The sequence below is a fragment of the Asticcacaulis sp. MM231 genome (assembly GCF_964186625.1).
Lineage (GTDB): Bacteria > Pseudomonadota > Alphaproteobacteria > Caulobacterales > Caulobacteraceae > Asticcacaulis.
The window spans coordinates 1,212,940-1,239,170 of record NZ_OZ075108.1 but is presented as its reverse complement, the minus strand read 5'-3'; the positions used below and the strand labels follow the sequence as shown (position 1 = coordinate 1,239,170).

General features: G+C 56.2%; 18 protein-coding genes and 1 pseudogene. 11 read left to right on the top strand and 8 right to left on the bottom strand.

Features of this window, described 5'->3' with window-relative positions:
• Nucleotides 1-241 precede the first annotated feature (241 nt).
• The 9 genes and pseudogenes from ABQ278_RS06130 (at nucleotide 242) to ABQ278_RS06090 (ending at nucleotide 13,796) form a co-directional block, all read left to right on the top strand.
• On the top strand, nucleotides 242-1,768 hold the full coding sequence (locus ABQ278_RS06130; RefSeq protein ID WP_349321690.1) for a tryptophan halogenase family protein: 1,527 nt from the start codon (nucleotides 242-244) through the stop codon (nucleotides 1,766-1,768).
• A gap of 89 nt (nucleotides 1,769-1,857) precedes the next feature.
• The gene (locus ABQ278_RS06125) at nucleotides 1,858-3,369 is read left to right on the top strand and encodes a glucoamylase family protein (RefSeq protein ID WP_349321689.1); all 1,512 of its coding nucleotides are present in this window, start codon (nucleotides 1,858-1,860) and stop codon (nucleotides 3,367-3,369) included.
• Nucleotides 3,370-3,428: 59 nt separating this feature from the next.
• Complete coding sequence (locus tag ABQ278_RS06120) at nucleotides 3,429-4,136, top strand: alpha/beta hydrolase-fold protein (RefSeq protein ID WP_349321688.1); 708 nt, start codon at nucleotides 3,429-3,431, stop codon at nucleotides 4,134-4,136.
• A gap of 14 nt (nucleotides 4,137-4,150) precedes the next feature.
• A complete protein-coding gene (locus ABQ278_RS06115) occupies nucleotides 4,151-6,421 on the top strand; it encodes a glycoside hydrolase family 3 N-terminal domain-containing protein (protein ID WP_349321687.1) in 2,271 nt (756 codons plus the stop codon).
• 79 nt (nucleotides 6,422-6,500) lie between these two features.
• Nucleotides 6,501-7,829: pseudogene (locus ABQ278_RS06110) on the top strand (glycoside hydrolase family 3 N-terminal domain-containing protein); the annotation flags it as partial.
• Nucleotides 7,830-7,977: 148 nt separating this feature from the next.
• A complete protein-coding gene (locus tag ABQ278_RS06105; RefSeq protein ID WP_349321686.1) occupies nucleotides 7,978-8,769 on the top strand; it encodes a glycoside hydrolase family 3 C-terminal domain-containing protein in 792 nt (263 codons plus the stop codon).
• A gap of 2 nt (nucleotides 8,770-8,771) precedes the next feature.
• Nucleotides 8,772-10,616 (top strand): family 43 glycosylhydrolase, encoded by a 1,845-nt coding sequence (locus ABQ278_RS06100; protein WP_349321685.1) that lies wholly within the window; start codon nucleotides 8,772-8,774, stop codon nucleotides 10,614-10,616.
• A gap of 1,404 nt (nucleotides 10,617-12,020) precedes the next feature.
• Entirely contained in the window at nucleotides 12,021-12,284 is a 264-nt protein-coding gene (locus ABQ278_RS06095; RefSeq protein ID WP_349321684.1) for a hypothetical protein, read from the top strand.
• Nucleotides 12,285-12,491: 207 nt separating this feature from the next.
• The gene (locus tag ABQ278_RS06090; RefSeq protein WP_349321683.1) at nucleotides 12,492-13,796 is read left to right on the top strand and encodes a DNA cytosine methyltransferase; all 1,305 of its coding nucleotides are present in this window, start codon (nucleotides 12,492-12,494) and stop codon (nucleotides 13,794-13,796) included.
• Here the strand turns inward: ABQ278_RS06090 and ABQ278_RS06085 are convergent.
• From ABQ278_RS06085 to ABQ278_RS06055, 7 genes are all read right to left on the bottom strand, one after another.
• Nucleotides 13,731-14,693: a hypothetical protein gene (locus ABQ278_RS06085; protein WP_349321682.1), complete on the bottom strand. Its 963-nt coding sequence runs from the start codon at nucleotides 14,691-14,693 to the stop codon at nucleotides 13,731-13,733. The two genes, ABQ278_RS06090 and ABQ278_RS06085, sit on opposite strands and share 66 nt — an antisense overlap.
• A complete protein-coding gene (locus ABQ278_RS06080) occupies nucleotides 14,690-17,047 on the bottom strand; it encodes an ATP-binding protein (RefSeq protein ID WP_349321681.1) in 2,358 nt (785 codons plus the stop codon). Before ABQ278_RS06080 ends, ABQ278_RS06085 begins: the two co-directional genes overlap by 4 nt.
• A gap of 354 nt (nucleotides 17,048-17,401) precedes the next feature.
• Nucleotides 17,402-19,003, bottom strand: a complete 1,602-nt coding sequence (locus tag ABQ278_RS06075; RefSeq protein ID WP_349321680.1) for a hypothetical protein — start codon at nucleotides 19,001-19,003, stop codon at nucleotides 17,402-17,404.
• A gap of 345 nt (nucleotides 19,004-19,348) precedes the next feature.
• The gene (locus ABQ278_RS06070; RefSeq protein WP_349322113.1) at nucleotides 19,349-19,558 is read right to left on the bottom strand and encodes an AlpA family phage regulatory protein; all 210 of its coding nucleotides are present in this window, start codon (nucleotides 19,556-19,558) and stop codon (nucleotides 19,349-19,351) included.
• Between the two features lie 221 nt (nucleotides 19,559-19,779).
• Complete coding sequence (locus ABQ278_RS06065) at nucleotides 19,780-20,721, bottom strand: HEPN domain-containing protein (protein WP_349321679.1); 942 nt, start codon at nucleotides 20,719-20,721, stop codon at nucleotides 19,780-19,782.
• Between the two features lie 442 nt (nucleotides 20,722-21,163).
• Complete coding sequence (locus tag ABQ278_RS06060; RefSeq protein ID WP_349321678.1) at nucleotides 21,164-21,427, bottom strand: conjugal transfer protein TraD; 264 nt, start codon at nucleotides 21,425-21,427, stop codon at nucleotides 21,164-21,166.
• 16 nt (nucleotides 21,428-21,443) lie between these two features.
• A complete protein-coding gene (locus ABQ278_RS06055) occupies nucleotides 21,444-21,773 on the bottom strand; it encodes a conjugal transfer protein TraD (protein WP_349321677.1) in 330 nt (109 codons plus the stop codon).
• 171 nt (nucleotides 21,774-21,944) lie between these two features.
• Here ABQ278_RS06055 and traA point away from each other — a divergent pair, with 171 nt between their 5' ends.
• Complete coding sequence (gene traA / locus ABQ278_RS06050) at nucleotides 21,945-24,869, top strand: Ti-type conjugative transfer relaxase TraA (RefSeq protein WP_349321676.1); 2,925 nt, start codon at nucleotides 21,945-21,947, stop codon at nucleotides 24,867-24,869.
• 16 nt (nucleotides 24,870-24,885) lie between these two features.
• Complete coding sequence (locus ABQ278_RS06045) at nucleotides 24,886-25,572, top strand: DUF6118 family protein (RefSeq protein WP_349321675.1); 687 nt, start codon at nucleotides 24,886-24,888, stop codon at nucleotides 25,570-25,572.
• 243 nt (nucleotides 25,573-25,815) lie between these two features.
• Here the strand turns inward: ABQ278_RS06045 and ABQ278_RS06040 are convergent, their stop codons facing one another.
• Nucleotides 25,816-26,076 carry a hypothetical protein gene (locus tag ABQ278_RS06040; RefSeq protein WP_349321674.1) on the bottom strand — a complete coding sequence of 87 codons (261 nt, stop codon included), beginning with the start codon at nucleotides 26,074-26,076 and terminating at the stop codon, nucleotides 25,816-25,818.
• Nucleotides 26,077-26,231 lie beyond the last annotated feature (155 nt).

Genomic DNA, 26,231 nt, shown 5'->3' with positions numbered 1-26,231 from the left:
CATCTGCCTTCGTGCAGATGCCCGAACCAACACCCTGGCTTTTAGCGGCTAGAGCGCCCCTCTTTGACGGCGGCCAAGCGCGGCGATTTTTCGTTGTGCGCCCTAAAAGGTGGGCGAGTCCGCCCTTTTATACGCTCTCTGCTGGTGAGACGCAGAGTCTCGAACTATCATCCGCCGCATGGCGCTTTCACTTATGCCTAAGCGCTGACCATTTTTTCTCACTGCCTTCGTTGGATGTCCAATGCCTCTGCCTCAGCCCAAGCGTCCCATAAAAACGATCGCGGTTATCGGCGGCGGCACCGCAGGATGGATGAGCGCTGCGGCCATCTCCAAGTCCTTCGGGCGGAAGATCCAGGTCCAGCTCGTCGAATCCGAAGAGATAGGCCTGATTGGCGTTGGCGAAGCTACTGTCCCGCACATTTCAGCCTTCAACCGATTGTTGAACATTGATGAAGCCGAGTTCGTCCGCGAGACTCAAGGGACCTTCAAGCTTGGCATCCAATTCAAGGATTGGGGCAAGATAGGCGATTCCTATATCCACGGTTTCGGCACGATTGGCCGCGACCTGGGCTTAATGCCTTTCCATCAATATTGGCTGAAGGCACGTGCCGCCGGCAAGGCCAAGGACATCGGGCTGTATTCCCTCAATACGGTCGCCGCGCCACTGGGCAAGTTCATGGCACCGCCGCGCGATGCCCCCCCCCATTCGCCGTTGGCCGAGATCGCCTATGCTTATCATTTCGACGCGACCCTCTACGCACGCTTTTTACGCAAACGGGCGGAAGCCCAGGGTGTAACGCGTAAGGAAGGTAAGGTCGTAGCCGTCACGCAAAACAGCGAGAGCGGCTTTGTTGAGAGTGTAACTCTGGAGAACGGCGCGGCGATTGCGGCCGACCTGTTTATCGATTGCACCGGTTTCCGGGCCCTGCTGATCGAAGACACTCTGCAGGCGGGCTTCGAGGATTGGACACATTGGCTGCCCTGTGACCGCGCCCTGGCCGTGCCGTGCGAAAAGGTCGAGACGCCCACGCCCTACACACGCTCCACCGCGCGCAAGGCGGGGTGGCAATGGCGCATTCCATTGCAGCATCGTACCGGCAACGGTTATGTCTACAGCAGTCAGTTCATGAGCGATTCCGAAGCCGCCGATGTGCTGCTTCAGTCACTGGATGGTCGGCCGCTGGCCGATCCGAAAGCTATACGCTTTACAACCGGCAAGCGGCGAAAACTGTGGGATAAGAATGTTGTCGCGGTTGGGCTGGCCGGGGGCTTTATCGAGCCTTTGGAATCGACCGCCATTTTCCTCATTCAGTCCGGCATATCGCGATTGATGAGCCTCTTTCCCCACGCGGATTTCGAACCGGTGCTGCAGGAGACCTACAATGCGCAAATGCAGTTTGAGTATGAGCGGATCAGAGACTTTATAATCCTGCATTATCACGCCACGGAGCGGAGCGATTCCGAATTCTGGGATTACGTGCGGACCATGCCTGTTCCATCATCCTTGAAGGCATACATGGATCTGTTTGCCGCCGATGGTCAGTTCTTCCGGGAAGGTACGGAGTTATTTGGCTTAACCAGTTGGGTTCAGGTGATGTTGGGTCAGGGCCTAAGCCCGCGCAGCTATCACCCTGCGGTTGATTGGGTCAAGGACGACGACATGCTGTCCCTCATTGACCACGTGGAAAAGGTGGTGGCGTCAAATGTGGCGCTGATGCCAAGACACGAAGATTTCATCGCGCGCCACTGCGCAGCCCGCTCTGTCTAGCGCATCGGCAAAACACCCATGCGCGCACCTGCCCATCTGGAAAGCAAGACCATTCTTGCAGACGTCACCTTTTCGAGGAAGCGTTTCACATGACCCTTTACCCTCACCTTTCCCGACGCGCCTTGCTCCTTGGCGGCGCGACACTTGGCGCCTGCCTGAGCGCGGGGATGCCGTCTACCCCGCTGGCGCGGCCGCGTCAGCATGCACAGGCTCACGCAACTGATCTTGGGTTTAATCCGGTGCTGACCGATCTGCACCGGCGCACCTTCCACTGGTTCTGGGATACCGCCAACCCTGCCAACGGTATGGTGCCTGACGCCACGCCGGGCCCCGCCTTCGCCTCGATCGCGGCAATCGGCTTCGCCCTGACCGCCTACTGCATCGGCGTCAAAAGCGGCTATGTCACGCGTCAGGCCGCGGCGGCGCGCACGCTCACAACTCTGCGCACCTTGTGGAATCTGCCGCAAAGCCCCGAAGCCACCGGCGTCTCCGGCCACAAGGGATTTTTCTATCACTTCCTGCATATGGACAGCGGCCTGCGCTACGACCGCTGCGAGCTGTCTACTGTTGACAGCGCCATGCTGTTCCTTGGCGCGCTCACATCAGCAGCCTTCTTCGATGGTCCCGCCGCAGAAGAAGCCGAAATCCGCAAGCTGGGTCTCGCGCTTTACGAACGTGTCGACTGGCACTTCGTGGCCCATGACAATGGCTTGATCAGCATGGGCTGGCATCCCGAGCCCAACCTGCCGGATCATGATGCCCGCGGCCTGATAGAGCGGGACTGGAGCCGCTATAACGAAGGCATGATGGTCACCCTGCTGGCGCTGGGGTCACCCACGCATCCGGCGGGTGACTGGAACGCCTGGATGGAAACGATCGGCGGCACGTGGGGCCCGAATTTCGGTGAGCCGCATCTTGGTTTCTCGCCGATGTTCGGACACCAGTACTCGCACGTCTGGTTCGATTTCCGTGGCATCGCCGACACCTTCATGCGCGGTAAGGGCATTGATTATTTCATCAATTCACGCCGGGCCACCTATGCCCAGCGCAACTACGCCATCCAAAATCCGGGCGGCTTCAAGGACTATGGCGCCGATGTCTGGGGGCTGACGGCGTGCCGCGGGCCAGCCGATGTCGAACTAACGATTGGCAATCGCCAGGTATCGTTCCATGAATATGGAGCGCGCGGCCCCCAAACCGGTGATAACGAGTCCTTCGACGATGGCACCATCGCCCCGACGGCAGGCATAGCCTCAATCGCCTTCGCGCCGGACATCTGTATCCCGCTGATCCAGAGCCTGCGCAAGAAATACGGCTCTGATCTTTATGGCAAATACGGCTTTGCCGACGCCTTTAACCCGACCTTTCCGGCAAGCTATGAAACGCCCACCGGCCGGCATACGCGGCGCGCCGGATGGGTGGCCAAGGACTATCTTGGCATCGATCAGGGACCGATCCTGTGCATGCTGGAAAACCACCGCTCCGGCTTTGTGTGGGATCTGTTCAATCGAAGTTCGGTCACTGGCGAAATTGCCAAACGCGCCTTTAGAATCGCCGGTTTCGAAGCCGTGGCCCCCAACGGCCAGTGGCTAAGCGCATGATGACGAACAGGCGCACTTCGGATTCACATAAGGAGGCTGCTTGCGGGCAGTGTAAAGGGATGAGATTTTTTCTGCTGGCCTTGGCCGCTCTCGTGCTCACGGGATGCGCCACCACCTCGGGCGATATGCTGAAAAGCGGCGCCACGCCCCAAGTGGCCACGCTGCGCGACGGTTCCACCGTGCAATACATGGAATATATCCCGCCCAGTTATCACGGCGGCAAGGTGCCGGTGATTGTCTTCCTGCATGGCTCCGGCGAAGCGGGCAGCGATGTCACGCGCGTCATGGGGCCGGGGCCGTGGGCCTACGCCACCGCGCATCCGGACTTCCCGTTCATCATCCTGGCGCCGCAGCAACCGCGTGATGAGGAATGGGAGCCGAAGCGCCTGAAAGAGTGGCTCGATATCGCCGAGGCGCGCCTTCCGGCCGATAAACACCGCATCTACCTCACCGGCCTGTCGCTCGGCGGCGGCGGCGCGTGGGCCTGGGGTATGCACCAGCCGAGGCGCTTCGCCGCGATTGCGCCGGTCTCTGGCTATTCCAACGCGAAAACGCCCTGCGCCCTCAAGAACAATCACATCTGGGCCTTCCACGGCGAAGCCGACGATGTGGTGCCGATCACCGATGAGCGGCCGCTCGTCGATGCCGCCAAGATCTGCGGCGCCGATATTACCTACACTGTCTATCCCGATGGCAACCACAATGCCTGGGATGCCACCTATGCGAATCCGGCGCTCTACGCCTGGTTCCTCGACCATAAGAATTAAACAGGAGTACGCCCATGACCTCTTTTACCCCCTCCCGCCGCTTCTTCCTGCGTGGCGCGGCCGCTACCGCCGCCTTCCTGCCCGTGGTGGCGCCGGCGCTCGCCAGGGTGAAAAAGGTCGCTGATCCGTTTATCGAAAAGCTGATCGCCGGCATGACCCTGGAAGAAAAGGCCGGCCAGCTCAGCATCTATGGCGACACCACGCGTTTTGACGGGCCGCCGATCAACCCGACCTCAGCACAGGCGCAGGGCAAGGAAAAGGTCAAGGCCGATATTGCCGCAGGCCGCATGACCGGCCTGTTCAACGGCATCGGCGTGGCCGGCGGCCGCGAACTGCAACAGGTCGCTGTCGAACAGTCGCGCACCAAGATTCCGCTGATCTTCGCCGGCGACATCATCCACGGCGTCAAGACCGCCTTCCCGATCCCGCTCGGTGAATCGGCAAGCTGGGATACCGACCTGGCCATGCGCACGGCGCGCGCCGCCGCCCTTGAAGCCACCGCCAAGGGCCTGCACTGGACCTTCGCGCCCATGGTCGATGTGGCGCGTGATCAGCGCTGGGGCCGCGTCGCCGAAGGCGCTGGCGAGGATACCTATCTCGGCATCCAACTGGCCGTGGCGCGCGTGAAGGGCTTCCAGGGCGATGACCTCAAGGCTGAAACCTCCGTTCTGGCCTGCCCGAAGCATTTCGCCGCTTACGGCGCCGTGCAGGGCGGCATGGAATATAACACCGTCGATATCCCCGAAACCACCTTGCGCGAGATTCACCTGCCACCGTTCAAGGCCGCCTTTGACGCCGGCGCCATCACCACCATGTCCTCGTTCAACGATATCGCCGGCGTGCCCTCGACCGGCAGTCCGTATCTGCTGACCGATATCCTGCGCGGTGAGTGGGGCTTCAAAGGGCTGGTGGTTTCCGACTACACCTCGGAAGAAGAACTGATCCTGCACGGCTTTGCCGCCGATGGCGCCGACGCCACGGCGAAGTCGATCAAGGCCGGTTGCGATATCTCGATGCAGAGCGGGCTCTATATCAAGTACCTGCCCGAACTGGTGAAGGCCGGCAAGGTCAGCGAGGCGGTGGTCAATGAAGCGGTGCGCCGCGTGCTCTATGTCAAGAAGGCGCTGGGGCTGTTCGAGAATCCCTACCGTTCGCTCGATCTCAAGCGCGAGCAGAGCGACATCCGCCGGCCGGACACCATCGCCCTAGCGCGCGAAGCCGGCCGCAAGTCATGCGTGCTGCTGAAGAACGATGGCAACCTGCTGCCCCTGCCGAAATCCGGCAAAAAGATCGCCCTGATCGGTCCCTTCGGCAACGATAAAGAGAACTGCCCCGGTCCGTGGGCGGTCTTCCCCGACATCGCCTCGTGCGTCACCTGGGAGGCAGGTTTCCGCGCGGTGATCGGTGACGCCCTGACCGTGGTGAAGGGTTCGGACGTCGAGGCGCCGATCGAAGGCGGTATTGAAGCGGCGGTCAAGGCGGCCAAGGCGGCGGATATCGTTGTGCTGGCCATCGGTGAGGCCGGCAATATGTCGGGCGAGGCGCAATCGCGCGTCGATATCTCGGTGCCGGCGCCGCAACTGGCTTTGGCCGAGGCGATTGCAGCCACCGGCAAGCCGGTCGTCGTCCTGCTCAAGCATGGCCGTGCCCTGGCGCTAACGGGCGCGGTAAAGGACGCGCCGGCGATCCTCGCCACCTGGTTCCTTGGCTCGGAAGAAGGTAACGCCATCGCCGATATCGTCTTTGGCGATTATGCGCCGCAGGGCCGTCTGCCGGTCAGCTTCCCGCAGGCGTCAGGCCAGGAGCCCTTCTATTACAGCCACCGCATCACCGGCCGTCCCCAGATCAGCGAAGACAAGAACTTCAAGGCGCGTTACCGCGAAGTGACCAATGACGCGCTCTATCCCTTCGGCCACGGCCTCAGCTATTCGAGCGTCGCCTACGGCGTGACCACCGTTTCGGCCACGACGCTGAGCATGACCGGCACGATCAAGGTCAGCGCCACGGTCACCAATACCGGCGCGCGTCGTCTGCATGAGGTGGCGCAGCTCTATATCCACGATAAGGTGGCGAGCCTGGTCCAGCCCATCCGACTGCTGAAGGGCTTCCATCACCTCGATCTCGAACCGGGCCAGAGCGCCACGGTCGAATTCACCCTGACGCCGGCGGAACTGGCCTTCGTTCATCCGAACCTGAAACCCATGGCGGAAGCCGGCAAGTTCGACGTCTGGATCGCACCATCGGCTGTCGGCGGCACACCAGCGAGCTTTGACCTGAAAGCATAAGGCATGCCCCAATAATAACGTTACACAAGACGCTATTAAGTCGCTGTTTTTATGATTTTCTATTCAGAAAGCCCGAACGATGTCCCAGCCTCTTTCCCGACGCGCCTACATTAAGGGGGTGGCCTCGACGATAGCCATGGCCGGCGCAGCCTCAGCGTTTGCCCCCGCGATCGCGGCTGCGAAGGATGCTTTTGTCGAAAGCCTGATCGCCAGGATGTCGCTGGAAGACAAGGCCGGACAACTGAGCCTTTACAGCGACTCCGTTCGTACCGAAGCTGCCTTTTTCAATCCAACCATTGCCAGCGAGTCAAAGGACAAGGCGCTGGCCGATATTGCCGCCGGGAAAATCACCGGTCTGTTCAACGGTCGTGGCGTGGGCTTAAGCCGTGAGTTGCAAAAGGTGGCGGTGGAAAAATCGCCGCATGGCATTCCGCTAATCTTCGCGGCTGACATCATCCACGGCATGACAACCATCTTCCCGATCCCGATGGCCGAGGCCGCCAGCTTTGATCCGGAGTTGTCACGTCGCACCAATCGGGCAGCGGCGGTGGAGGCGACGGCCTCGGCCATTCATTGGACCTTTTCACCGGCGGTTGATGTGGTGCGCGACCAGCGTTGGGGGCGAGCGGCCGAGGCGGCGGGAGAAGACACCTGGCTGGCCTGCCGCTTTGCCGCCGCCCGTGTGCAGGGCTTTCAGGGGCCGGATCTGAAGGCTCAGGATTCGATGCTGGCCTGCCTGAAGCACTTCGCCGCCTATGGCGCGGTCGAAGCCGGCATGGATTACAATACGGTCGAGATTACCGAACCCACCCTGCGCCAGACGCACCTGCCACCTTTCCGGGCCGGTATCGATGCCGGCGCGCTGACGGTGATGAGCGCATTCAACGATATCGGCGGCGTGCCATCCACCGGCAATCGCAGGCTGCTGAGCGGAATCTTACGCGGCGAGATGGGCTTCAAGGGTTTTGTGGTCTCCGATTTCACCTCGGAAGAAGAACTGATCGCCCACGGTTTCGCCACCGATGGTCGTGACGCCGCGAAGAAGGCGATCCTGGCCGGCTGCGATATGTCGATGCAATCGGGCATCTACATGAAATACTTGCCGGATCTGGTGCGATCAGGCGAAGTGCCCGTCAAGGTACTGGATGAGGCTGTGCGCCGGGTATTGCACATCAAGAAGGCCATAGGCCTGTTTGATAATCCCTATAAGTCAATGGATGCGGCGCGAGAACATAACGCTATGCGCCGGCCCGAAACCATTGCCCTGGCGCGCGAGGCAGCGCGGCGCGCCTGCGTACTGCTGAAAAATGAGGGCGATGTGTTGCCGTTGAAAAAGTCTGGCCAGAAGGTAGCCTTGATCGGGCCACTGGCTTCGGATCAGAACCAGCTCAACGGTTATTGGGTGGTCTTTTCGGATACGAAAGACAGCGTCACGGTCGAGATGGCCATGCGGGGCGTGATCGGTAACCATCTGACCGTGGTACGCGGCTCGGATATCGAACTCACCGATCGCCGGCGGCATCGACGCAGCGATAAAGGCGGCCCGGGCGGCCGATGTGGTGGTGCTCTGCATCGGCGAAGGGCAGGAGATGTCGGGCGAGGCGCAATCACGCACCGAGATCACCGTGCCCGGGGCCCAAGTTGCGCTCGCCGAGGCTATAAAGGCAACGGGCAAGCCAATGGTGGTCTTGCTAAGTCATGGCCGTGCCCTTGCCCTGGAAGGCGCCATAAGAGACGCCGACGCCATCCTCTGCACCTGGTTCCTTGGGTCAGAGGCTGGAAACGGCATCGCCGATATTCTGTTTGGCGATTACAGCCCGTCGGGCCGCTTGCCATGCAGTTTCCCGCTGAAATCGGGACAGGAGCCGTTCTATTATAATCACCGCACCACCGGGCGCCCGCAGATCGGTGACGATGCCGGCTACCGTGCCCGCTGGCGCGATGCGCCGTTTGAACCGCTCTATCCCTTCGGCCACGGATTGGGCTATGGCAAGGTCAGTTATAGCGCCACGCAATTGAGCGCTGACGCGCTGCCGTGGTCTGGCAAGGTGACGGTATCGGCCGAGGTGAGCAATACCGGCGCGCGTCCGGTGCATGAGGTTGCGCAACTCTATATCCATGACCGCGTGGCCTCGATCACTCAGCCGGTGCGTTCTCTGAAGGGCATTCGCCACCTCGATCTGAAACCCGGCGAAACCCGCACCGTCAGTTTCGACCTTTCCCGCAGCGATCTCGCCTTTGTCGGGCCTGAGCTAAAATGGGAAGCTGAACCCGGTATGTTCGATATCTGGATTGCTCCATCCTCGGCCACCGGCGTGCCGGCAAAACTGACACTACTCAAGGCCTGACCATGAAAACGCTTGTCCTCACCGTTTCGCTTATGGCTTTAGCCACGGCGGCTCACGCTGAACAGACCACCTATGCCAATCCGGTCGATATCGATTACCGTTATAATTTCGAGCAGCAGAACGAGAGAATTTCCTATCGCACCGGCGCCGACCCGGCGGTGGTGCTCCACCAGGGGGCCTATTATCTGCTCCAGACCCTGGCCGATGGCTATTGGCGCTCGGAAGACCTGATCCACTGGAATTTCATTACGCCGTCGCGCTGGCCGTTCGAGAGCATTGTGGCGCCGGCGCTCGTGTCTGATGGCAAGACGCTCTACATCATGCAGTCGCATACCCGCCAGACGGCCCTGTTGAAGAGTGACGATCCGGCATCGGGCAAGCTCGATTTCTGGGTGCGCCGTACCCCGGCGGTGCCGACCGCCGTTGGCGAGGGGAAAGACGACAGCCACCTCGGACCGGATCAGGTGCAACCCAGCCCGTGGGATCCGGGCCTGTTCATCGACGATGATGGCAAGTGGTACATGTACTGGGGCTCGTCGAATATCTATCCCATCTACGGTATAGAAATGACACCGCAGCCCTTTGCCTACAAAGGCAAGCCGAACCGCTTTATTTATCTTCAGCCGGAAAAGCATGGCTGGGAGCGTTTTGGCCAGGATCATTCCGGCAAGCTGCCCAACGGCACGCCCATTGCCCCTTTCACCGAAGGGGCGTGGATGACCAAGGTCAATGGCAAATATTACCTGCAGTACGGTGCGCCGGGCACGGAATACAATGTCTATGGCAATGGCACCTATGTGGCCGATAAACCACTGGGGCCCTTCACCTATGCCGACTATAATCCGGTCGCCTACAAGCCGGGCGGCTTTGTGAATGGCGCCGGGCATGGCTCCACCTTCCAGGACAAGTACGGCAATTACTGGAATACCGGCACCCCGTGGCTGGGTTATAACTGGACCTTCGAGCGCCGCATCGACATGCTGCCAGCGAAATTCTATGCTGATGGCCAGATGGCGGTGTCGGCGCGTTTCGGCGACTTCCCGCATTATGTCCCGACTGCGAAGATAGACGACCCGGAAAAGCTGTTCACCGGCTGGATGCTGCTGTCCTACCGCAAGCCGGTGAGCGTGTCTTCGCAACACACGACGGTCGAAGGCCAGAACTTCGACTCGAAGAACGCTACCGACGAAAACCCCCGCAGCTTCTGGCTGGCGGCGGACAATAAACCCGGCCAGACCCTGACCGTCGATCTCGGTGCGGAAAAGACGGTGCGGGCCATACAGGTCAATTATGCCGACTACAAGTCGGGCCTCTATGCCGATAGCACCGATATCTACACCGAGTTCACGCTGGAAGCCTCAGCCAATGGGCGGACCTGGACAAAGGTCGCTGAAACTGAGCCGCCGCGCCGCGACCGGCCCAATGCCTATTTCGAGCTGCCCCAGCCCGTCAATGCGCGCTATATCCGTTATGTTCATGGTCATATAGGGGCGCCGAACCTGGCCATTGCCGACCTGCGCGTGTTCGGCAGTGCCGATGGCAAGGCACCTCGCAAACCCGCCGGTGTGATGGCGAAGCGCGATACCGATCAACGAAATGCCCATATTGTGTGGAAACCGGTGCCTGGCGCGGTCGGCTATAATGTCCGCTGGGGCATCCGACCGGACCGCCTTACCCTGACCTATCAACTCTTTGCGGAAGATGACGACACCGAATTCGGTGGCCGCCAGCATGGCAATCAACTGGATTTGCGCGCCCTCAATGTCGGCGTCGGCTATTATGTAGCGGTTGAAAGCTTCAACGAAAGCGGTGTGTCGACGCTAAGCCAGGTGATCAGCCTGCCTTAATATCCACGGACGTAAAGGTTTGAGGCCGCTATCGCTTGTCGCTTGAAACTCAGATCGACGCCCTTGCAAAGACCTTTTTAACCTCATCGCACCGCCCCATCGGCAAGTTTGTAATCCTTGTCTGAATTGGGCTTAGCTGCTTTGATTGTTTGGTCAAAGAGAGACATGTGGTTAGCGTCCAAGGCGTCCTCGGCATTACCCACAAATTGTACCCAAAAACCGGCGGATATTCTGGTATCTCATGGGACGCCACTATAAGTGGTTTGCTAGATTTTGGCTGATGTCTTGGGAGGGAGGAATGGTGCCTGGAGCCGGATTCAAAGCGATATACAAGAATTTGTTTTTATTGCATAAAATGCGCTTCAACTAGCTCCCTACCCGCACCTCAGCCCGCTTGCCGCAAAATTTAATCCACAGATTTAATTTGGCTCATTCTGCGGTTAATCACTTTACCTCGATGAGCTCCGTAGCAGCATCTGCACTCAAAGCTTCGTCATAATTTGGTTCAACCTCCACCGACAATTGCAACGTCAATATACTGACAGATACTTCAAGGATAAGCGTTTCTTAGAGCGTATTCTGCCGCCCCCGACTAAGATCAAACTGCCACCGCAGCGGCGAGATGAGCCCCCCTGCCTGAACAAGTCGCGACCGCAGCCAAGGCGCCTGCCACGCAGCGATACGATCGGTTAATGGAGACGCTAGGACAGAGGCTGGCCGCCAATACCAAAATGCCAGTTCGTGTGGAGGGCGATGAAACTCTTGGACACTAAGGTTAGGGTCCGCAAGGGGCCGGGGCTTACGATTTGCCACTCATCGCATCGCCACTTGGACTTAACCTCACTTATTTGGCCAGAGATATACCCAAGGGTATATCTACGGGACAATTTTCAAGGTAACTTACACCCACCAGATTCCACTACATCGAAAATTATGCTATGGATATGCCATGAGTATATCTTGAAGCGAAAAACTAAGGTTACTGCCAAGCCCGTGGCAGCAGCGGACCATAGAGACAACCCAGTACTCAAATGCGCTGGCATAGCGTCCCATCACGCTCAAAATACGTCGCCAATGACTGGCTGGAACGTCTGGGTTCAGGCGTGTTCAAACGTCCGAACGAAATTCTGGTCTGGACCGGCGCCCTTTATATCCTGCAAAAACAGCTTTGTTTGCAATTCGATGTGAGGCGACCGGGCGTCTGCAACGCCGGCTCAACAACATGGACCAAAGGGTATTTGGTCGTACTCATGACTGCTGCTAGCGCCCAGGCCAGGGTCTGTAAATAGGGCGAATACTTTACCAATTTGTATGTTCGGCGTACAAACTAACAGCCTGACTTTAAAAATTTCGCACTGCGTGATATTCTTCTACCCAACACGCCGACCTACCGAGGACATTGCCATGACCGTTGTTGTCGACATCGAGGACCGTCAGTACGACTACACTGATGAAGAAAAGGCAGCGCAAGTGGTTGCTGACTTCCAAGCGGAAACCGGACTTGGTGACGAATTTGTGATCGATCTTTGGAATAGTGATTCGACGCCACAGCGAAGCCTGCTGGAACAACGCATAATTGCCGCCGTTGATCTAAATGGCTCCGCGAAACGTGCCCAGGAAACAGTACCCGCAGGCATCACTTTATATTTAGAGACAGAAGAGGCTTGAGTCTCAAAAGAGGGACAGCTGCAAAATGTGGGCGGGCTTGCATTTAGTGACATTATTCGTTATTTATGGAACGAATAGTGAACGAAAACCGCTAAAGATCTATTTTTGCCTGCTCAAACGCGGCATGGTGGAAATTGTCAACTTATGGTAGCCTTGGGGGATTGTTAACCAACTTCGTCCAAGATCATCACTAAATTAGGGCGTTGCATGTTCGACAATTTAGACCGACCTGGAAATATTGCATGTGATGCGCCCACATTTGTCGACATCTTTGCTGGATGTGGCGGCCTTAGCCTTGGGCTAAAGCGAGCGGGATGGCGAGGCCTATTTGCGATCGAGAAGGATGCCTTTGCGTTCCAAACAATGTCCAGCAATTTTCCAGACAATGCTGGCTGGCGCTCATATGATTGGCCTGAGAGTATTGAACGGAAACCGTGGGATATAAACGAGCTGCTCACCCAAAAAAAGGACGCTTTAGATGAGCTGTCCCAAAGAGTAGACCTATTGGCTGGCGGTCCGCCCTGCCAAGGCTTTTCACATGCCGGGCGTCGCCGCCCTGAAGATCCCCGCAATCGTCTTTTTGAAGCCTATTTGGACTTGGTTGGAATCATTAAGCCGAAGATCGTTCTTATTGAAAACGTTCTGGGCTTCACCTCCGACTTCAACAATATCAAGGAAGGGAACATCAAGAACTTTGCCCAGGCACTGATTGATGCTCTTAGCACTGACTACAATACGGTTTTCTCGATTATCCGAGCTAGCGAATACGGTGTTCCCCAAAATCGAATGAGATTTTTCCTGATCGGAGTACGAAAGGAATGTGATTTGGGGGGCAACCTCGATGTTTTCTTTCAAAAGCTTGAAAAGGAAGCAGGCGGCTTCCTCGCCAGCAGAGGCCTTTCACGTACACCGTCTGCGAAGGACGCGCTTAGTGATCTCGAATTGACGTACAACGGGACGATCGCCTGCCCAGAGTGCAAAGGGTTCCGAGCATCAGATTACAAGGCTCCTCGGACGCCATATCAGCAAGCAATGCGGGATGGCCTTCGGGTCGCTCCTTCCGATATGCGACTTGCTCGTCACCGTCCGGAGATTGCAGCGCGATTTAAGGCGATAATCAAAGCTTGCCGTGATGACGGCACGATCAAATTATCTGCAAGCTCGATAATACGGACGGCGCACAATTTGAAGAAAATTGCGATCAGGGTTCTGGACCCTCTTGCTCCGGCGCCAACCATTACCAGCATGCCGGATGACCTTTTGCACTATTCCGAACCCCGGACGTTGACGGTACGAGAAAATGCACGTCTTCAATCTTTTCCTGATTGGTTTGAATTCAAAGGAAAATATACGACCGGAGGTCACATGAGGGCTCGTGAAGTGCCGCGCTTCACTCAGGTCGCAAATGCAATACCCCCGCTCTTGGCCGAGCAACTTGGTCTTGGCTTATTTCGCTTGCTGGGTCGCAACCCCTTCAACATAGGCGTGAAGAGCGAGACAAGCCTCCGTTAGTGCAAGCTTCTGTTTTAGCAATTTTGTTCTAAAATCCGTCATCCACTGCTCGGTTATCACTACGTCTGCATGTCCGCGCCGTATTGACCGTAAACTGATGGAGCCATCAGGTGCCTCTGAACCTTTTGCATGGGCTAAGGCGTTCCTATTATGAATTACGTCGTCGACAAAATCTGCCAGCGGGGAGGCGGCGAGGGGCACATTTTCCAAGCAACCGAGTACACGCTGGATTCCCTTATATCTCTGCATCGATGTGAAATAGGCGGGATTTGAAACCAAATCTAGTATGAGACCAGACTCAACGATTTTCTTCAATTCAGCCAGAGATTCTTCTGCTCCCGCAATCAACTTGTTCATAGTGCGCGTGGCCTTGCTTGCCATCTTTGCATCCCCAGACGAGAAGACTTTAAGCAAAATGTCCTCCATCATAACGTCCATGTCAGCAACTTCGGCCATTGCAATACCGCGCATGTGACTTACATCGACAACCTTACCAATCACGGTGTCAGCTAGTCCCCGTAGAGAACGCCCAAGATCATTCCGCTCGCCGATAAAAACGCTAGTGACTTTTTCACGCGCGAGTTCGTCGTAAAGATTTACATTGGGTTTGGATGAATAGAACAGAATGTCTGTAAAGCCCAATAGCGTCCGCATAGCGGCCGCTTGTTTCGCGCCGTTCGTGTCATCTCGACTTAGGTGATAGTCGATAGCCACAAGATCGAAATTGCGTCCTTCTTGCCGTGCAAGCTTCCGTAGCCCGGAGGGTGACAGGTCATTTGCGATCTGTGTATTCAAAACGAAACCTTTTCCGGCAAGATGATCCTTAAGAGATATAATTGACTGATTTATTGTAGTGGGATCGTCATCTACTACTAATAGGTTGAAATTTAGCCTCATTGAGCTATCCTTACAAGTATATTAGCACCATCTAGCTCAGCCGAATAAGCTTCTTCGTGGAGTTCAACGACCCCCTTTAGACTGCCGATCACTCGACGAATGTGGTGAAGGCCCAGCCCTGATCCGTCTGTACTAGTCACGCCCTTCTCGAACAATCGCTCTAGAGGTCTAATATTAGGCCACCCTAAGCCATCATCGGCGACGGCAACCATTAGTTCGGCCTTGGCCCCCTTTGAGACAGAAATCTCGAATCCAACGTTAGACGCGTTCGCTTTCTTCGAATTTGAAATGAAATTGTCGAGAACAATTCCAACCTCGATTGGCTTAAATTTCTTTGTGAATTCTCGGGCGTCAGAGGCCACATGAACACTCATGCCTTGAGGTGCCCAAAGCGTCGATATTGTTTCAATGTAATCAGAAATGTACAAAGCAAGATCTGCCTCGATTAGCGTGGACTGCTCTCGGTATCCGCCTTTGGTTGCGAAGCGGGCGGCTGTAAGGATCTGACTGTTTCGGTATGACGTACTTTCCAAAAAGTCGACCCAATCTTCCTTTGCGATTTCTCCATCAGCGCGCAGGCGAACCATCATACGCTCGACACCGTTTTGCACGTCGGCCGCATGAATGATAATTTGATGGTGTAGGTTCAGGATCGTGTCTTCGTCCAGGGACGAAGCGGCGACCAGAAAATCGTTGCGCTTTCTTTCGTCCGTAAGTTGCTCAACAGCGGCAGCTCTGGACGCTTCTGCCAGAACGGCTCGTTCTTCGGCGCGACGCTGCGCTTCACGTGCTTCCGCCTCAGCAATTCGCAGAGCGTAAATTCTAGCTTTTGCCGCATCCACTTGTGATAACAGCGTGGAATTGCCTGTTTCTTCGGCTAGAAGTTCAAGCGCCTTCAATGAGCCCTCAAACTCATCAGAGATGTCTTCGATGATTCGAACGATCTCAGGATTATATTCAACCAACTCAACGCCGCTGGTCGCGGCAAGACGCGAAATTAGCTTTGTAACTTTCGCGCTATTTTCATCCATCATTATCCGAGATGTGTCGTCCACCTCTTGGTCAAATTTATCCATCCAACTGATATCGACGACATATCGTTCTAATCTTTTGACGCACTTTTCCTTTATAAATTCTATTAATTCTCGGACCTGTGGGGTTTCTATTAAGCCCTGATTTCTACTCGTCGCTTCGTCAAAACCTGACACGCCCTTGATCTCGACGCGCCCAATTAAGTCTCGGCCGCCCAAGAAACGACGAACGCCCTGTTGCTTTCGTTGATTAAGAAGGAAGAAGTCGTCGTCAGGTGCGCCAATAGGGAATACTCGAAAACCATTTCGAAACAGAAATATCGATCCAAATTGAACCGACGGAAGGCCCATCCTGTTTGCAAATACTACTTTCGCGCTTCTATTGAGGTAATAGATATCAACATGAATGCAAGTCTCAGCCAATCCGGCGTAGGGATTCTCTTCGCGGATCTTATATATTAGCTTACCTCGGTCCTCCAAGGTGGTCGTAATAGTTTTGCCGTCATTTGACAGTGCAATTTGTATCGCCGTAGTACGTTCGCCGATGGCGTCCATGATGGCATTGCCAATAATGCCGTTGACCAGAAGCCGTTCAGGCTTTTTTCCAGCATTTTCCTTATTGTACTCAGCATCCCTTTCATCCGCCTCAAGTTCTGCCAACGCAACAATTTCAATCAGAAACGTGCGCGATGCGCCGGAAAATGGATCGATAAGTTTGGTCAGCTCTCGTTTTAACGACTGGAGTTTCGGCCTGTTCCATTCGCTTCGGAGATTTCTGATCTCCAGAACGGTCCCGGTCTCCCCGTCCAAGCTCTGTTTTGTCGCTGGTAGACGTGCCAGAGACGATGTCTCTACATGTATATTTGTGAACTCTTCCTTCGGGTTGACTTCAAAAAGTGTCCAATCAACTTCCACCACTTGGGCGCTTGCGCTGGAGGCTTTGCTCGTCAGAACTAGGCTAGAGCCTAAACGATCGCAAGAAAACCGACCCACTCCCTTCGCGCCCGCATATGCACGACTCCGTTCGCCGATGTGCTCCCGATAGTCGTCATCCTCAGTGCCTTCTTTTTTTGCAGAGTACGCTACAACCAACCATTTATTGAGGATGTCATTATCGGACATGCCCTTGCCATTGTCGCCAATTATAATCCTGTCTTCCTCAAAAGTAAGCCTGACGGATGTGGCGTGCGCGTCGAATGCGTTTTTGACCAATTCGAAAACGGCGACAAAATCATCGGTGATCAGGTCGCGTCCGATCAAGTCTTTTAGACCGGTGCTAACCCGGAACGATTTTTTTTCAGGTAATGCCACCGCTACCGCCATTTTGATTCCCCACTAAAATGGTCGCACGCGGAATCATAAATGGTCAAGGAAATTAATACCCTAGGTTGCTCGGGTGGGTTTGACGCCAAAAAACAACGGCCCGAACCGATTTTGATGCAAAGCAAACGACAATACAGTCGTTTCCTGACCGAGACCTTACTTCCAAGCAGTGCCCTAATCGACGAATTGTTATGAACGCAGATGGATTCACAGTCAAAACGATATAGCCTAATAAGGTCTTAGACACTAGCACGCTTGTCTGGGGGAATATTTGGGGGTACTTTCGCCCTCACGCTTTTTCAATAGAAAATTGATTCAATTGACTATTTTAAAGATCCGCGTCCTTTCATGGGCTTAGTAAAGACCGGCGCAAGTCGTTGGCACATCGGGCCTGCGTTTGTCAGCCATCGTTTCCAAAACAGCCCCTAATGCATTGGCGTCATCGGCGAGGTATGAGCTCGTAAAGAGATCCTTGTCCGCAAAGGCTGCGTAAGCCGGGTCCGAGAACACTCCAAAGCGGTGCTGCACCTTTTCGACCAACTGGGTCAGTAGCACCCCGTGCTCGGCCGGCTGCAACGCGATCTTCCCGCCAGCCATCGTTACTCCGGCTTTCCAAGCCTTGGCTAGACCAACCGTCGCGAACTTTGCCTGCTGATCAACGACATCCGCCTTGGCAATGGTCGCTAGCATCGATTGCCATCCGACCTTACAAAGCGCGCGAGCCTCTTCAGTCGTGCCTTGAGCTTTGTAGTCGGCAAACTGCAGATAGTCAGTCGTGCCGGGCGTCCCATTTGGTATCATGGCGAACGCTGACCATTTTTGCACAACCGAGTCACTGAGTGCATTCAGAGTGTTCATCGTGTTGACAGAGACACGGGTCGTAGTAGCTGTCTTGATGACTTGATTTAGTTGGGCTGGGGGAAGCGTCGGATCTTCCAGAGCCGCATCGATTTTTTCCGAAGTCTGCGCCCAAGTTTCGTAGGCATATTCGCCAACAATACCGTTCTGACCATGATTGATGACATTCACGGTAAAGTACGATTCGAGCGTATATGGCACCCGGATCATGCCTGGATTTACGGCTTCATTCTTAACTAGCTCCCTTCCTTGTTGCGGCACTTGCCCCTTGTAGCTCTTGCCGTCCGCCCAATAGAAAAGAGCCCCGGTATTTTGATCTAACCGCAGGTTATTCCAGATCATGGGCCTCTCACGATGCTGGACGCGTCTGTAAACGTACCGGCCTTCTGTAAAGGTTGGTGTGATTTGATCCTTTAGGTCGTCTGCGTTATCCAGCAACATCCTGTATTCGAACAGCACGTCGTCGCGATTTCCATCGAGCAAGCTGGTTCCCAGTGTGACAAGCGTATCATTGACTACTGAAGGGGCCACGTTGGCCTTTCCCAGTTCCGCCAAGCTTTTTAGCAAGGACTTTGTGGACGCACTGACCCTGTCCAACTCCAGCACGATGATCTGAATGCCGACTGGCCGGCCGTTATATTTGACCGGCCCGCTAATGGGTATATTGCTAAAATTCAGGTCCTGCCCCTCTTCGACATCGGAACTGTAATAGACGACCCGCGCCTTAGCCAGCGAAGGAGCCCCCTCCCGGTCATCTTTCAAGACATCGATAAAGTGGACATCTGCAACGTTGGCGGCCGTGTCCGCGAATTCGAAAGCGTTCACAAGAATTACAATTTCCCCGTTTTTTGGAGCGCCTAGTCGCTTAAAGCTCCGGCTTTCGGAAAATTGCGCAATAAGACCATGATCTAGTCTAATGGAGTAGACATCTCCTGGTTTCACAGGCGGTTGGCCGAGGGAAAAGTTCTTATCAGTCAAGCGCGAGGGAAGCATGAAAGAGCAATTGGGATCGTCGGAGACATTTTCCGCAAGCGGCTCTTCTTTCCAGCACTCGTCCATATGCGATGCTCTAAAGTTGAGTGCAGCCTGATGCTGCATGAACTCACTCTTACGATAATCAATCTTACCACTGTCATAGGTTGCGCACCCGGCCAATGATGAGACAACACAGGCAGTTAAAATTACTCCAAATCCGCGCATAATGCCCCCAAGACGTCAGAATTAATTGTTATGAAAACACAATCAGAAGTAAGCCACTTTAGGACTGCGAACGCAAGAACTCGCACGCAAAACTTGCATACCGTTGCCATCATGTAACGCCGTTGTCGGATATTGGGTGATTTTTCAGTCCGTTGCGACCCGAGAGTTTACGCGAACGTTCGAAACGCACTCACGTGAAGTCTAGGTTATCGGGCGCCACATCGGGAACAACGGGTCGGGTATTCATTTTCCGAGCTCCTGGAGATCATGCCAGCCAACCGGGTCCAAGATCCAGCGATTGACGCTCAATTCATGCCAACCGGCCCCATGGACGCTAATCTTCAGTTGCTGCGGAAATGTTCCCTCTGTGATCTTGCGATAGAGGCTCGAACGACTGAGACCCGTGCGGTCCAGAACGGTTTTCAATCGTATTATACGGTCGGCTTGGGACATCAATGGACTTCTCCAATTTCTCACCAGATGCGCAGATACCTGACAAGTAAATTGATAGAAATCTTGCGAAAATTCAAGATGGCGGAGAGCCTGCTTAGGGTGATAAGCCGCGAAAGTCTTCCAACGGGAATGAAAAGGATGCTGTAGCAAAGAATATACAATAATAGGAATGTTAACATTGTCGTGAAGCATTGTCCCACCACGTCCCAACATTCTACGGCTTACTTCAAATGGCTTGAGTTTAGCTGTGAAGGCTGAGTGTCCAGCCCGGCAAAATGTCGCTTACAGGCAACTTTGACCGCTTCCTGAAGCATCGACACACGCTCCACCAGCCAGTTCAACTCTTCATCGGTGACCTGGTAGTCGGAAGAATACCTGGCCTCAACGTAAGCCCTGCGCAGTCGATCGAACGCCTGGCGATGGAGGCGGCTTTCGGACGGCCATATGCCTCTCAGATGGTCGTCGAGATTTTCCGCTTGAGAGCGAAGGACAGAGATGCGGTGGCTCTTGGGACTATACAAAGTCATTGTGAGAAGCAGGCAGTGGTAAAGTGCCTCTACCGTTTGGTGAAGAAGAAAGGCAGCATGCTTCAATTCATCGTCGGCTAAGCTGTAATTGGCTAGCTGGAAATTGTACCCCGCTTTATGTATCCACTGGTCATAGTATGCCTTTGCCTCTACTTTTATTTCCGTCGGCGTCAGTGGCTTAGGCTTGGCTAACAGATGTCCCGGCGCGTCGTAAAGCAGGATGCCATCGCGGGCGATATCCGAGAAAAACGGTCGGCCTCTGGCCAACTGATCATTCACGTCATCGAGGCTGTGGACTATAAAGTTCACCGGCGTCTTGATATGCTGGGTGACGGTCAGTTCCTGGATGAAGTGCTGATCAGCCTTGTCCCAGTAGGTATGCAGGTCGGTGAAGTCCTGGCCATTGACCACCACCAACAGGTCGTAATCAGACCGGTAGCCGCTGAGGCGATCTTCGACCCAGTCGCCACGGGCATAGGAACCGAACAGAATGACCTTGAGGATGCGCCCGGCCTTGCGCTTTGCGGACAGCGCCGTCTTGGTCGCATCCTCAAACTCGTCGAACAGGATCTTCACCACGCGTTCGAGTTCGCGTCGTTTGGTATCCGGCAGGTGATCGAGTTTGTCGGTGTTCATGGCTGTCTCTGTGTTGGATTCTTTGTGCACCACTTCGCCTAATGGATCAATGCAGTGGTATTCCATTCCTGTGGTGCGGACGCATAACGCTAGCCGACGCCACCGAATAGACACCCAACCGTCAGGGCGCAAGCGCACACCGTGTCACAAGTTTCTTCGTCCAAGGGCTAACCGCAATTAGAGGCACCTGTATCCATTCTGACGCCGCGTCACCGTGACGCCCTGGCACAATGACATCACCATCTATCTTGTCATTCATTGTCCGTAAGCGGGCAGTCTCCCGCTTACGGACATGGTGGCCCCTTGTCGGGCTGGCTGGCGTGGGTCAAGCCCTTTACCGTCAGGCGGATTTACCGACCCTATCGGTAAATCCGGGGCTTGAGGCGCGACAGACGGCCCGGCACTTTGCAGGCAGTTTCCAAGAGACTGACCTGCCGCCCCTTCACCGTCGACGCCGCTCATAACGCCGATGCGCGTCACCTGCCCTCGCCGCAATCTCTTCCGCCTCGGTGTCAAAGGCTCGCTTTCCCGTTTTGCGCCAAACCTCGATATTGGCTGCCCCCTCCCCGCTCTTGAGCTTCGTGGCCAGGGTGAGGAACGCTCCGTACAGAACCGTGCGATCATCCATGGTCAGATCGTCGAGCTTCGCCTTGATGACCAAGCCACCGAGCTCGATCAGATGACGGGTCCGTTCGCGTCGCTTCATCACCCAATCCCGCGTGTCAGTTCTCGCCTGCTTTAAGTTCAAACGGTTGCGTAAGGCCGTCAGCTTCTGCTGTCGCCGCAGGGTTCGCTTCAGTCCCTCTCCCAGATTCTTCCGGTCCCCCTCCCCGAAAAAATGCCGCCCCGGTTTTGCGCAATCCCTCCTTCCGTTCAGCCTTGATGTCTTTCACCATGGCCAGCAATCCGCCCGCCAGTGTGTCGATGTCGAGCGCGTCGGCACCGGTCGCGATGACCAGCTCGCCCAGTTGTTTTACCTTTCTGTCCTTCAACGTTCTGGCGCGATCATTCAGTGCCTTCAGTTCCGCGTCGAAGTCCCTTGGTTTACGCATAGCCATCTCCTGCATTTGAGCTTGAGACCATTATAGGATAGGCTGCCTGGATATGCTCCAATGTTGCCGAGACCGGGTGAGACAGCCCGGTCCATCCCGAGATTTAATCTTGGGAGGGCGCGCTTATACGTCGTGCCGACGTAGGCTTTTCGGCGTAATTGGTATGTCGCCATGGCGATATATCATCTCTCCGTCAAAGTGATTTCCCGAGCGGCCGGATCCAGCGCCGTGGCGGCCGCCGCCTATCGATCGGCGGGCCGATTGTTTGACGAGCGGCTGGATCGCGCCCAGGACTTCACCAACAAGACCGGCGTCGTTCATTCCGAGGTCATGCTCCCCGACAACGCGCCGCCGGAATGGTCGGACCGTGAGCGGTTGTGGAATGACGTCGAAGCCTTCGAGAAACGCAAGGATGCCCAGCTCTCCCGTGAGGTCGAGTTTGCCATTCCGCGTGAGATGAACCAGTCACAAGGCATCGACCTGGCCCGCGACTTTGTCGAGCGTGAGTTTGTCGAACAGGGCATGATCGCCGACCTCAATGTGCATTGGGACATCGGCGCAGATGGCCAGGCCAAACCGCACGCCCACGTCATGCTGACCATGCGCGAGGTCAGCGAAGACGGCTTTGGACCCAAGGTGCGTGACTGGAACCGCGTTGAGCTGGTCGAGCACTGGCGTGAGACCTGGGCCGAGCATGTCAATCAGCGTCTTGCCGAGCTCGATATCGACGCCCGTATCGATCACCGTACACTCGAAGAGCAAGGCATCGACCTGGAGCCGCAAAGCAAGATCGGCGCAGCGGCACGCCGCATGGAAAGCCAAGGGCTTGAGGCCGAGCGCATCGAGGACCATGCCGATATCGCTTACCGCAATGGCGAGAGGATACTCGGCAACCCGAAGATTGCCTTGGACGCCATCACCCACACTCAGGCGACCTTCACCAAGCGTGACCTGGCCATGTTCGTGCACCGTCATTCCGACGGCGCCGATCAGTTCAACGCTGTCATGACCGCCGTACGGCAATCACCTGATCTGGTGGAATTGGGCAACGACGGGCGTGGCGATGAGCGCTTCACCAGCCGCGACATGATCGAGACCGAACAGCGTCTGCAACGGGCGGCGGACCTGATGAAGGCGCGCGAGCACCATCGCGTCTCAACAGCCAGCCGCGACATGGTGCTGGGGCGGGCCGAGGCGCGCGGGTTCACCCTATCAGGTGAACAGAATGCCGCATTGGCGCATGTCACAAAGGCCGACGGTCTTAGTGTCGTTGTCGGCTATGCCGGCACCGGCAAGAGCGCCATGTTGGGCATAGCAAGAGAGGCGTGGGAGGACGCCGGCTACACGGTCAGAGGGGCCGCCTTGTCCGGCATTGCCGCCGAGAACCTTGAGGCAGGTTCCGGCATTCCATCCCGCACCATCGCCAGCCTGGAGCATCAATGGGGCAAGGGCCGTGAGCTACTGACGTCGCGCGATGTCCTGGTGGTCGACGAAGCCGGCATGGTCGGCAGCCGCCAGATGGAACGCGTGCTGTCGGCCGCCGCCGAGGCCGGTGCTAAGGTCGTGCTGGTCGGTGATCCGGAACAGCTGCAAGCGATTGAAGCCGGCGCCGCTTTCCGCGCGATCCATGAGCGCCACGGCGGTGTTGAGATCACGCAGGTGCGCCGTCAGCACGAAGACTGGCAGCGCGACGCCACCCGCCATCTCGCCACGGGCCGGACGACGCAAGCTCTGCATGCCTATTATGATCACGGCCATGTCCATGAGGCGGAAACGCGCGAGGATGCCAGGCAGGAGCTGGTCGAGCGCTGGGACAAGGATCGGATTGATAACCCCGAAGCCTCACGGCTGATCCTCACGCACACCAATGACGAGGTGCAGGTCTTGAACGCCCTGGCGCGTGATCGGCTGAAAGCCAGAGGTGAATTAGGCGATGATGTAGAGATGAAGGTCGAGCGCGGCGATCGCACCTTTGCAGCCGGAGACCGAGTTCTGTTCCTCAAGAACGAACGCGGGCTTGATGAGCATGGTGGCGTCAAGAACGGCACCTTGGGGACGGCGGAAGTTGTTGATGTAAACCGAATGTCTGTGCGCCTCGACGATGGCCGGTCGGTAGCGTTTGATCTGAAGGACTACAACGCCATCGACCACGGCTACGCCGTCACCATCCACAAGTCCCAGGGCGTGACCATCGACCGTGTGCATGTCCTGGCGACACCGGGGCTTGATAGCCATTCGAGTTATGTCGCCCTCTCCCGCCATCGTTACAGTGTCGACCTGCACTATGGCCGCGACGACTTCGACGATCTGAACCGGCTTAGCCGTACCCTGTCGCTTGAGCGCTCGAAAGATATGGCACTGGACCACGACGGGGCCAAGGCCTTCGCTGAACGACGCGGCATAACTTTGCGCGAACGTGTGGTCGAGATCATCCGCCAGGTGCCGGAGAAGGTGCGCGGCATGTTTGATGGCCTGGACCTAGGGCAACGATCCAACACACCGCAACCAAAGCCGACCGATTACCGGGAAGACCGCGATGCTTTGCGCCGCAGCGCCATCCAGCGCCATGCCGGGGCGGTGCGCGATATCTTCCGTATGCACGACAAAGACCTGCCAGTTCTGCCACACCAGACCACGGCCCTTAAGAAGGCCCGTGAGGGATTGAGCGCCTTCGACAAGCACGCCGTCCACGACTTAGAGCGGGTCTATAGCGCTGATCCCTCCATGGCCAGCGAGGCCGCAAGCGGACGCACAAATCGATCCATCCAAACCCTGCGGTTGGAAGCGGAGATTAGGGCAGATCCGGTGAAACGCGCGGATCGCTTCGTCGATGACTGGACGCGGACGGATGCGCAACGGGTCGGTGCGGAACGGTCGGGCGACACCGCTACGGCCAACCGCCTGCGCGATCAGATGGGCGCCATGGCCAAGACCATAGAGCGCGATCCACAGATGGAGTCGCACCTGCGCAACCGCCGATCGGCCCTGGGCCTCAGTCGTAGCGGCTCCGGATGGGACATGGAGCGGAGCCTGTCGAGTGAGCTTGGCGCCAGCATCGGGTTTGCGCCTTCACGCGGCATCAGCATTGGCATGTAGCAGAAAGGAAACAGACATGACTGAGAATACAGAGCTTGAGCCGGAGCCAAAGTCGCCGACAGAGGCCTTCGATGACTTACGCCGCGAGGTAGCGTTGATGCGCAAAGTTATCGAGCGCATGGCCGACGACCAGCGCGCCGCGCCTGATTACAGCGAGACTTTGGGTATAATGGCAGATGGCCTGACAGTGGCGTCGACGTCATTGGACTGGCTGACACAGCGCCCCATCGTGAACACGACCGCTGAGCAAATCGCGCAAGAGATGAGCAAGGCCGGGAACCAGGCCCGGGCTGAAGACCAACGGACCATCGCGGATGCGGCTAAAGCCCTGAAGGACACGACTTATGATTTGTCGGCGTGGATTGCGGGCGCTCGAAAGGCCGACGACCAGGATCGAGAGGTTTTGCGGTTCAGCGCCGTTGCAGCGGGCGCGGGTGCTTTTGTTGCCATTATACTGACGATTGGATGCTTAAGGCTATTCCCCGAGCATGGCGCGGCTTGGCTTTTAGGTAAAGATCGATGGGAGGCTGGCCAGCAATTGATGGCATCTGCAAATCCTGAGCAGTGGGCGGCAATACAGCAAGCCGTCAACCTGGAACGCGACAACCATCAGTCAATCATTGATTGCCAAAAGAATGCTGAGCGTACAGGTCATGACCAGCGATGCCGTGTGACGGTGAAGGCATCGGCGAGTAAAAATTGATCGTAGAGTGTTTACCGTTCGGGTCACTTTATCGTACTTCATAGACCCCAACCTCGGTTGGACGGCTGCCGCTGATCCCCAAAAATTATCGGTCCTACGGCCTTCGCTTTGATATGAAACGGGCACTTGAGAGTGAACCAACGTTCAAGCATCGCGTAAATGCGGAGGAAGTGGCTCCAGCAATCGCCGCCCCGTAAAGGCGACACCGGATGGATGCTCGGCTCAAAGCTGGTGTCGGCCGGCTCAATCCGTTCCGACATCTGGACGGGTGTAGGGGCAGAATTGGCCCTTCGCAACATGATTTGCATCAAACCAGTATTCGGATGGTGGAGGGAGCGTCGAAACGCTCAAATTTATGCGCTGCGTATCCGATATTCCTTGATGGTGACCATAAAAAGCGATGGTCTCGACTTTAACATCCACACGCCTATCCCAGTTGCTGTCCATACGATGCTGCGACAACAGATAGAACAGCAGATTGATATCCAACGACATTGAGGCCACAGTAAGCTCCTGTACGATTTTAGACGGTCGCTTACAAAATTGGTCCTCAGCTTCACTCTCCCATGTGCAGCCATTTAACGTCATTTGCCTAAAAATCTGGCTATTGCCAGATCATCAATTTTATCGCAAAAGTTGAGGGATAAATGTGGGCGAAC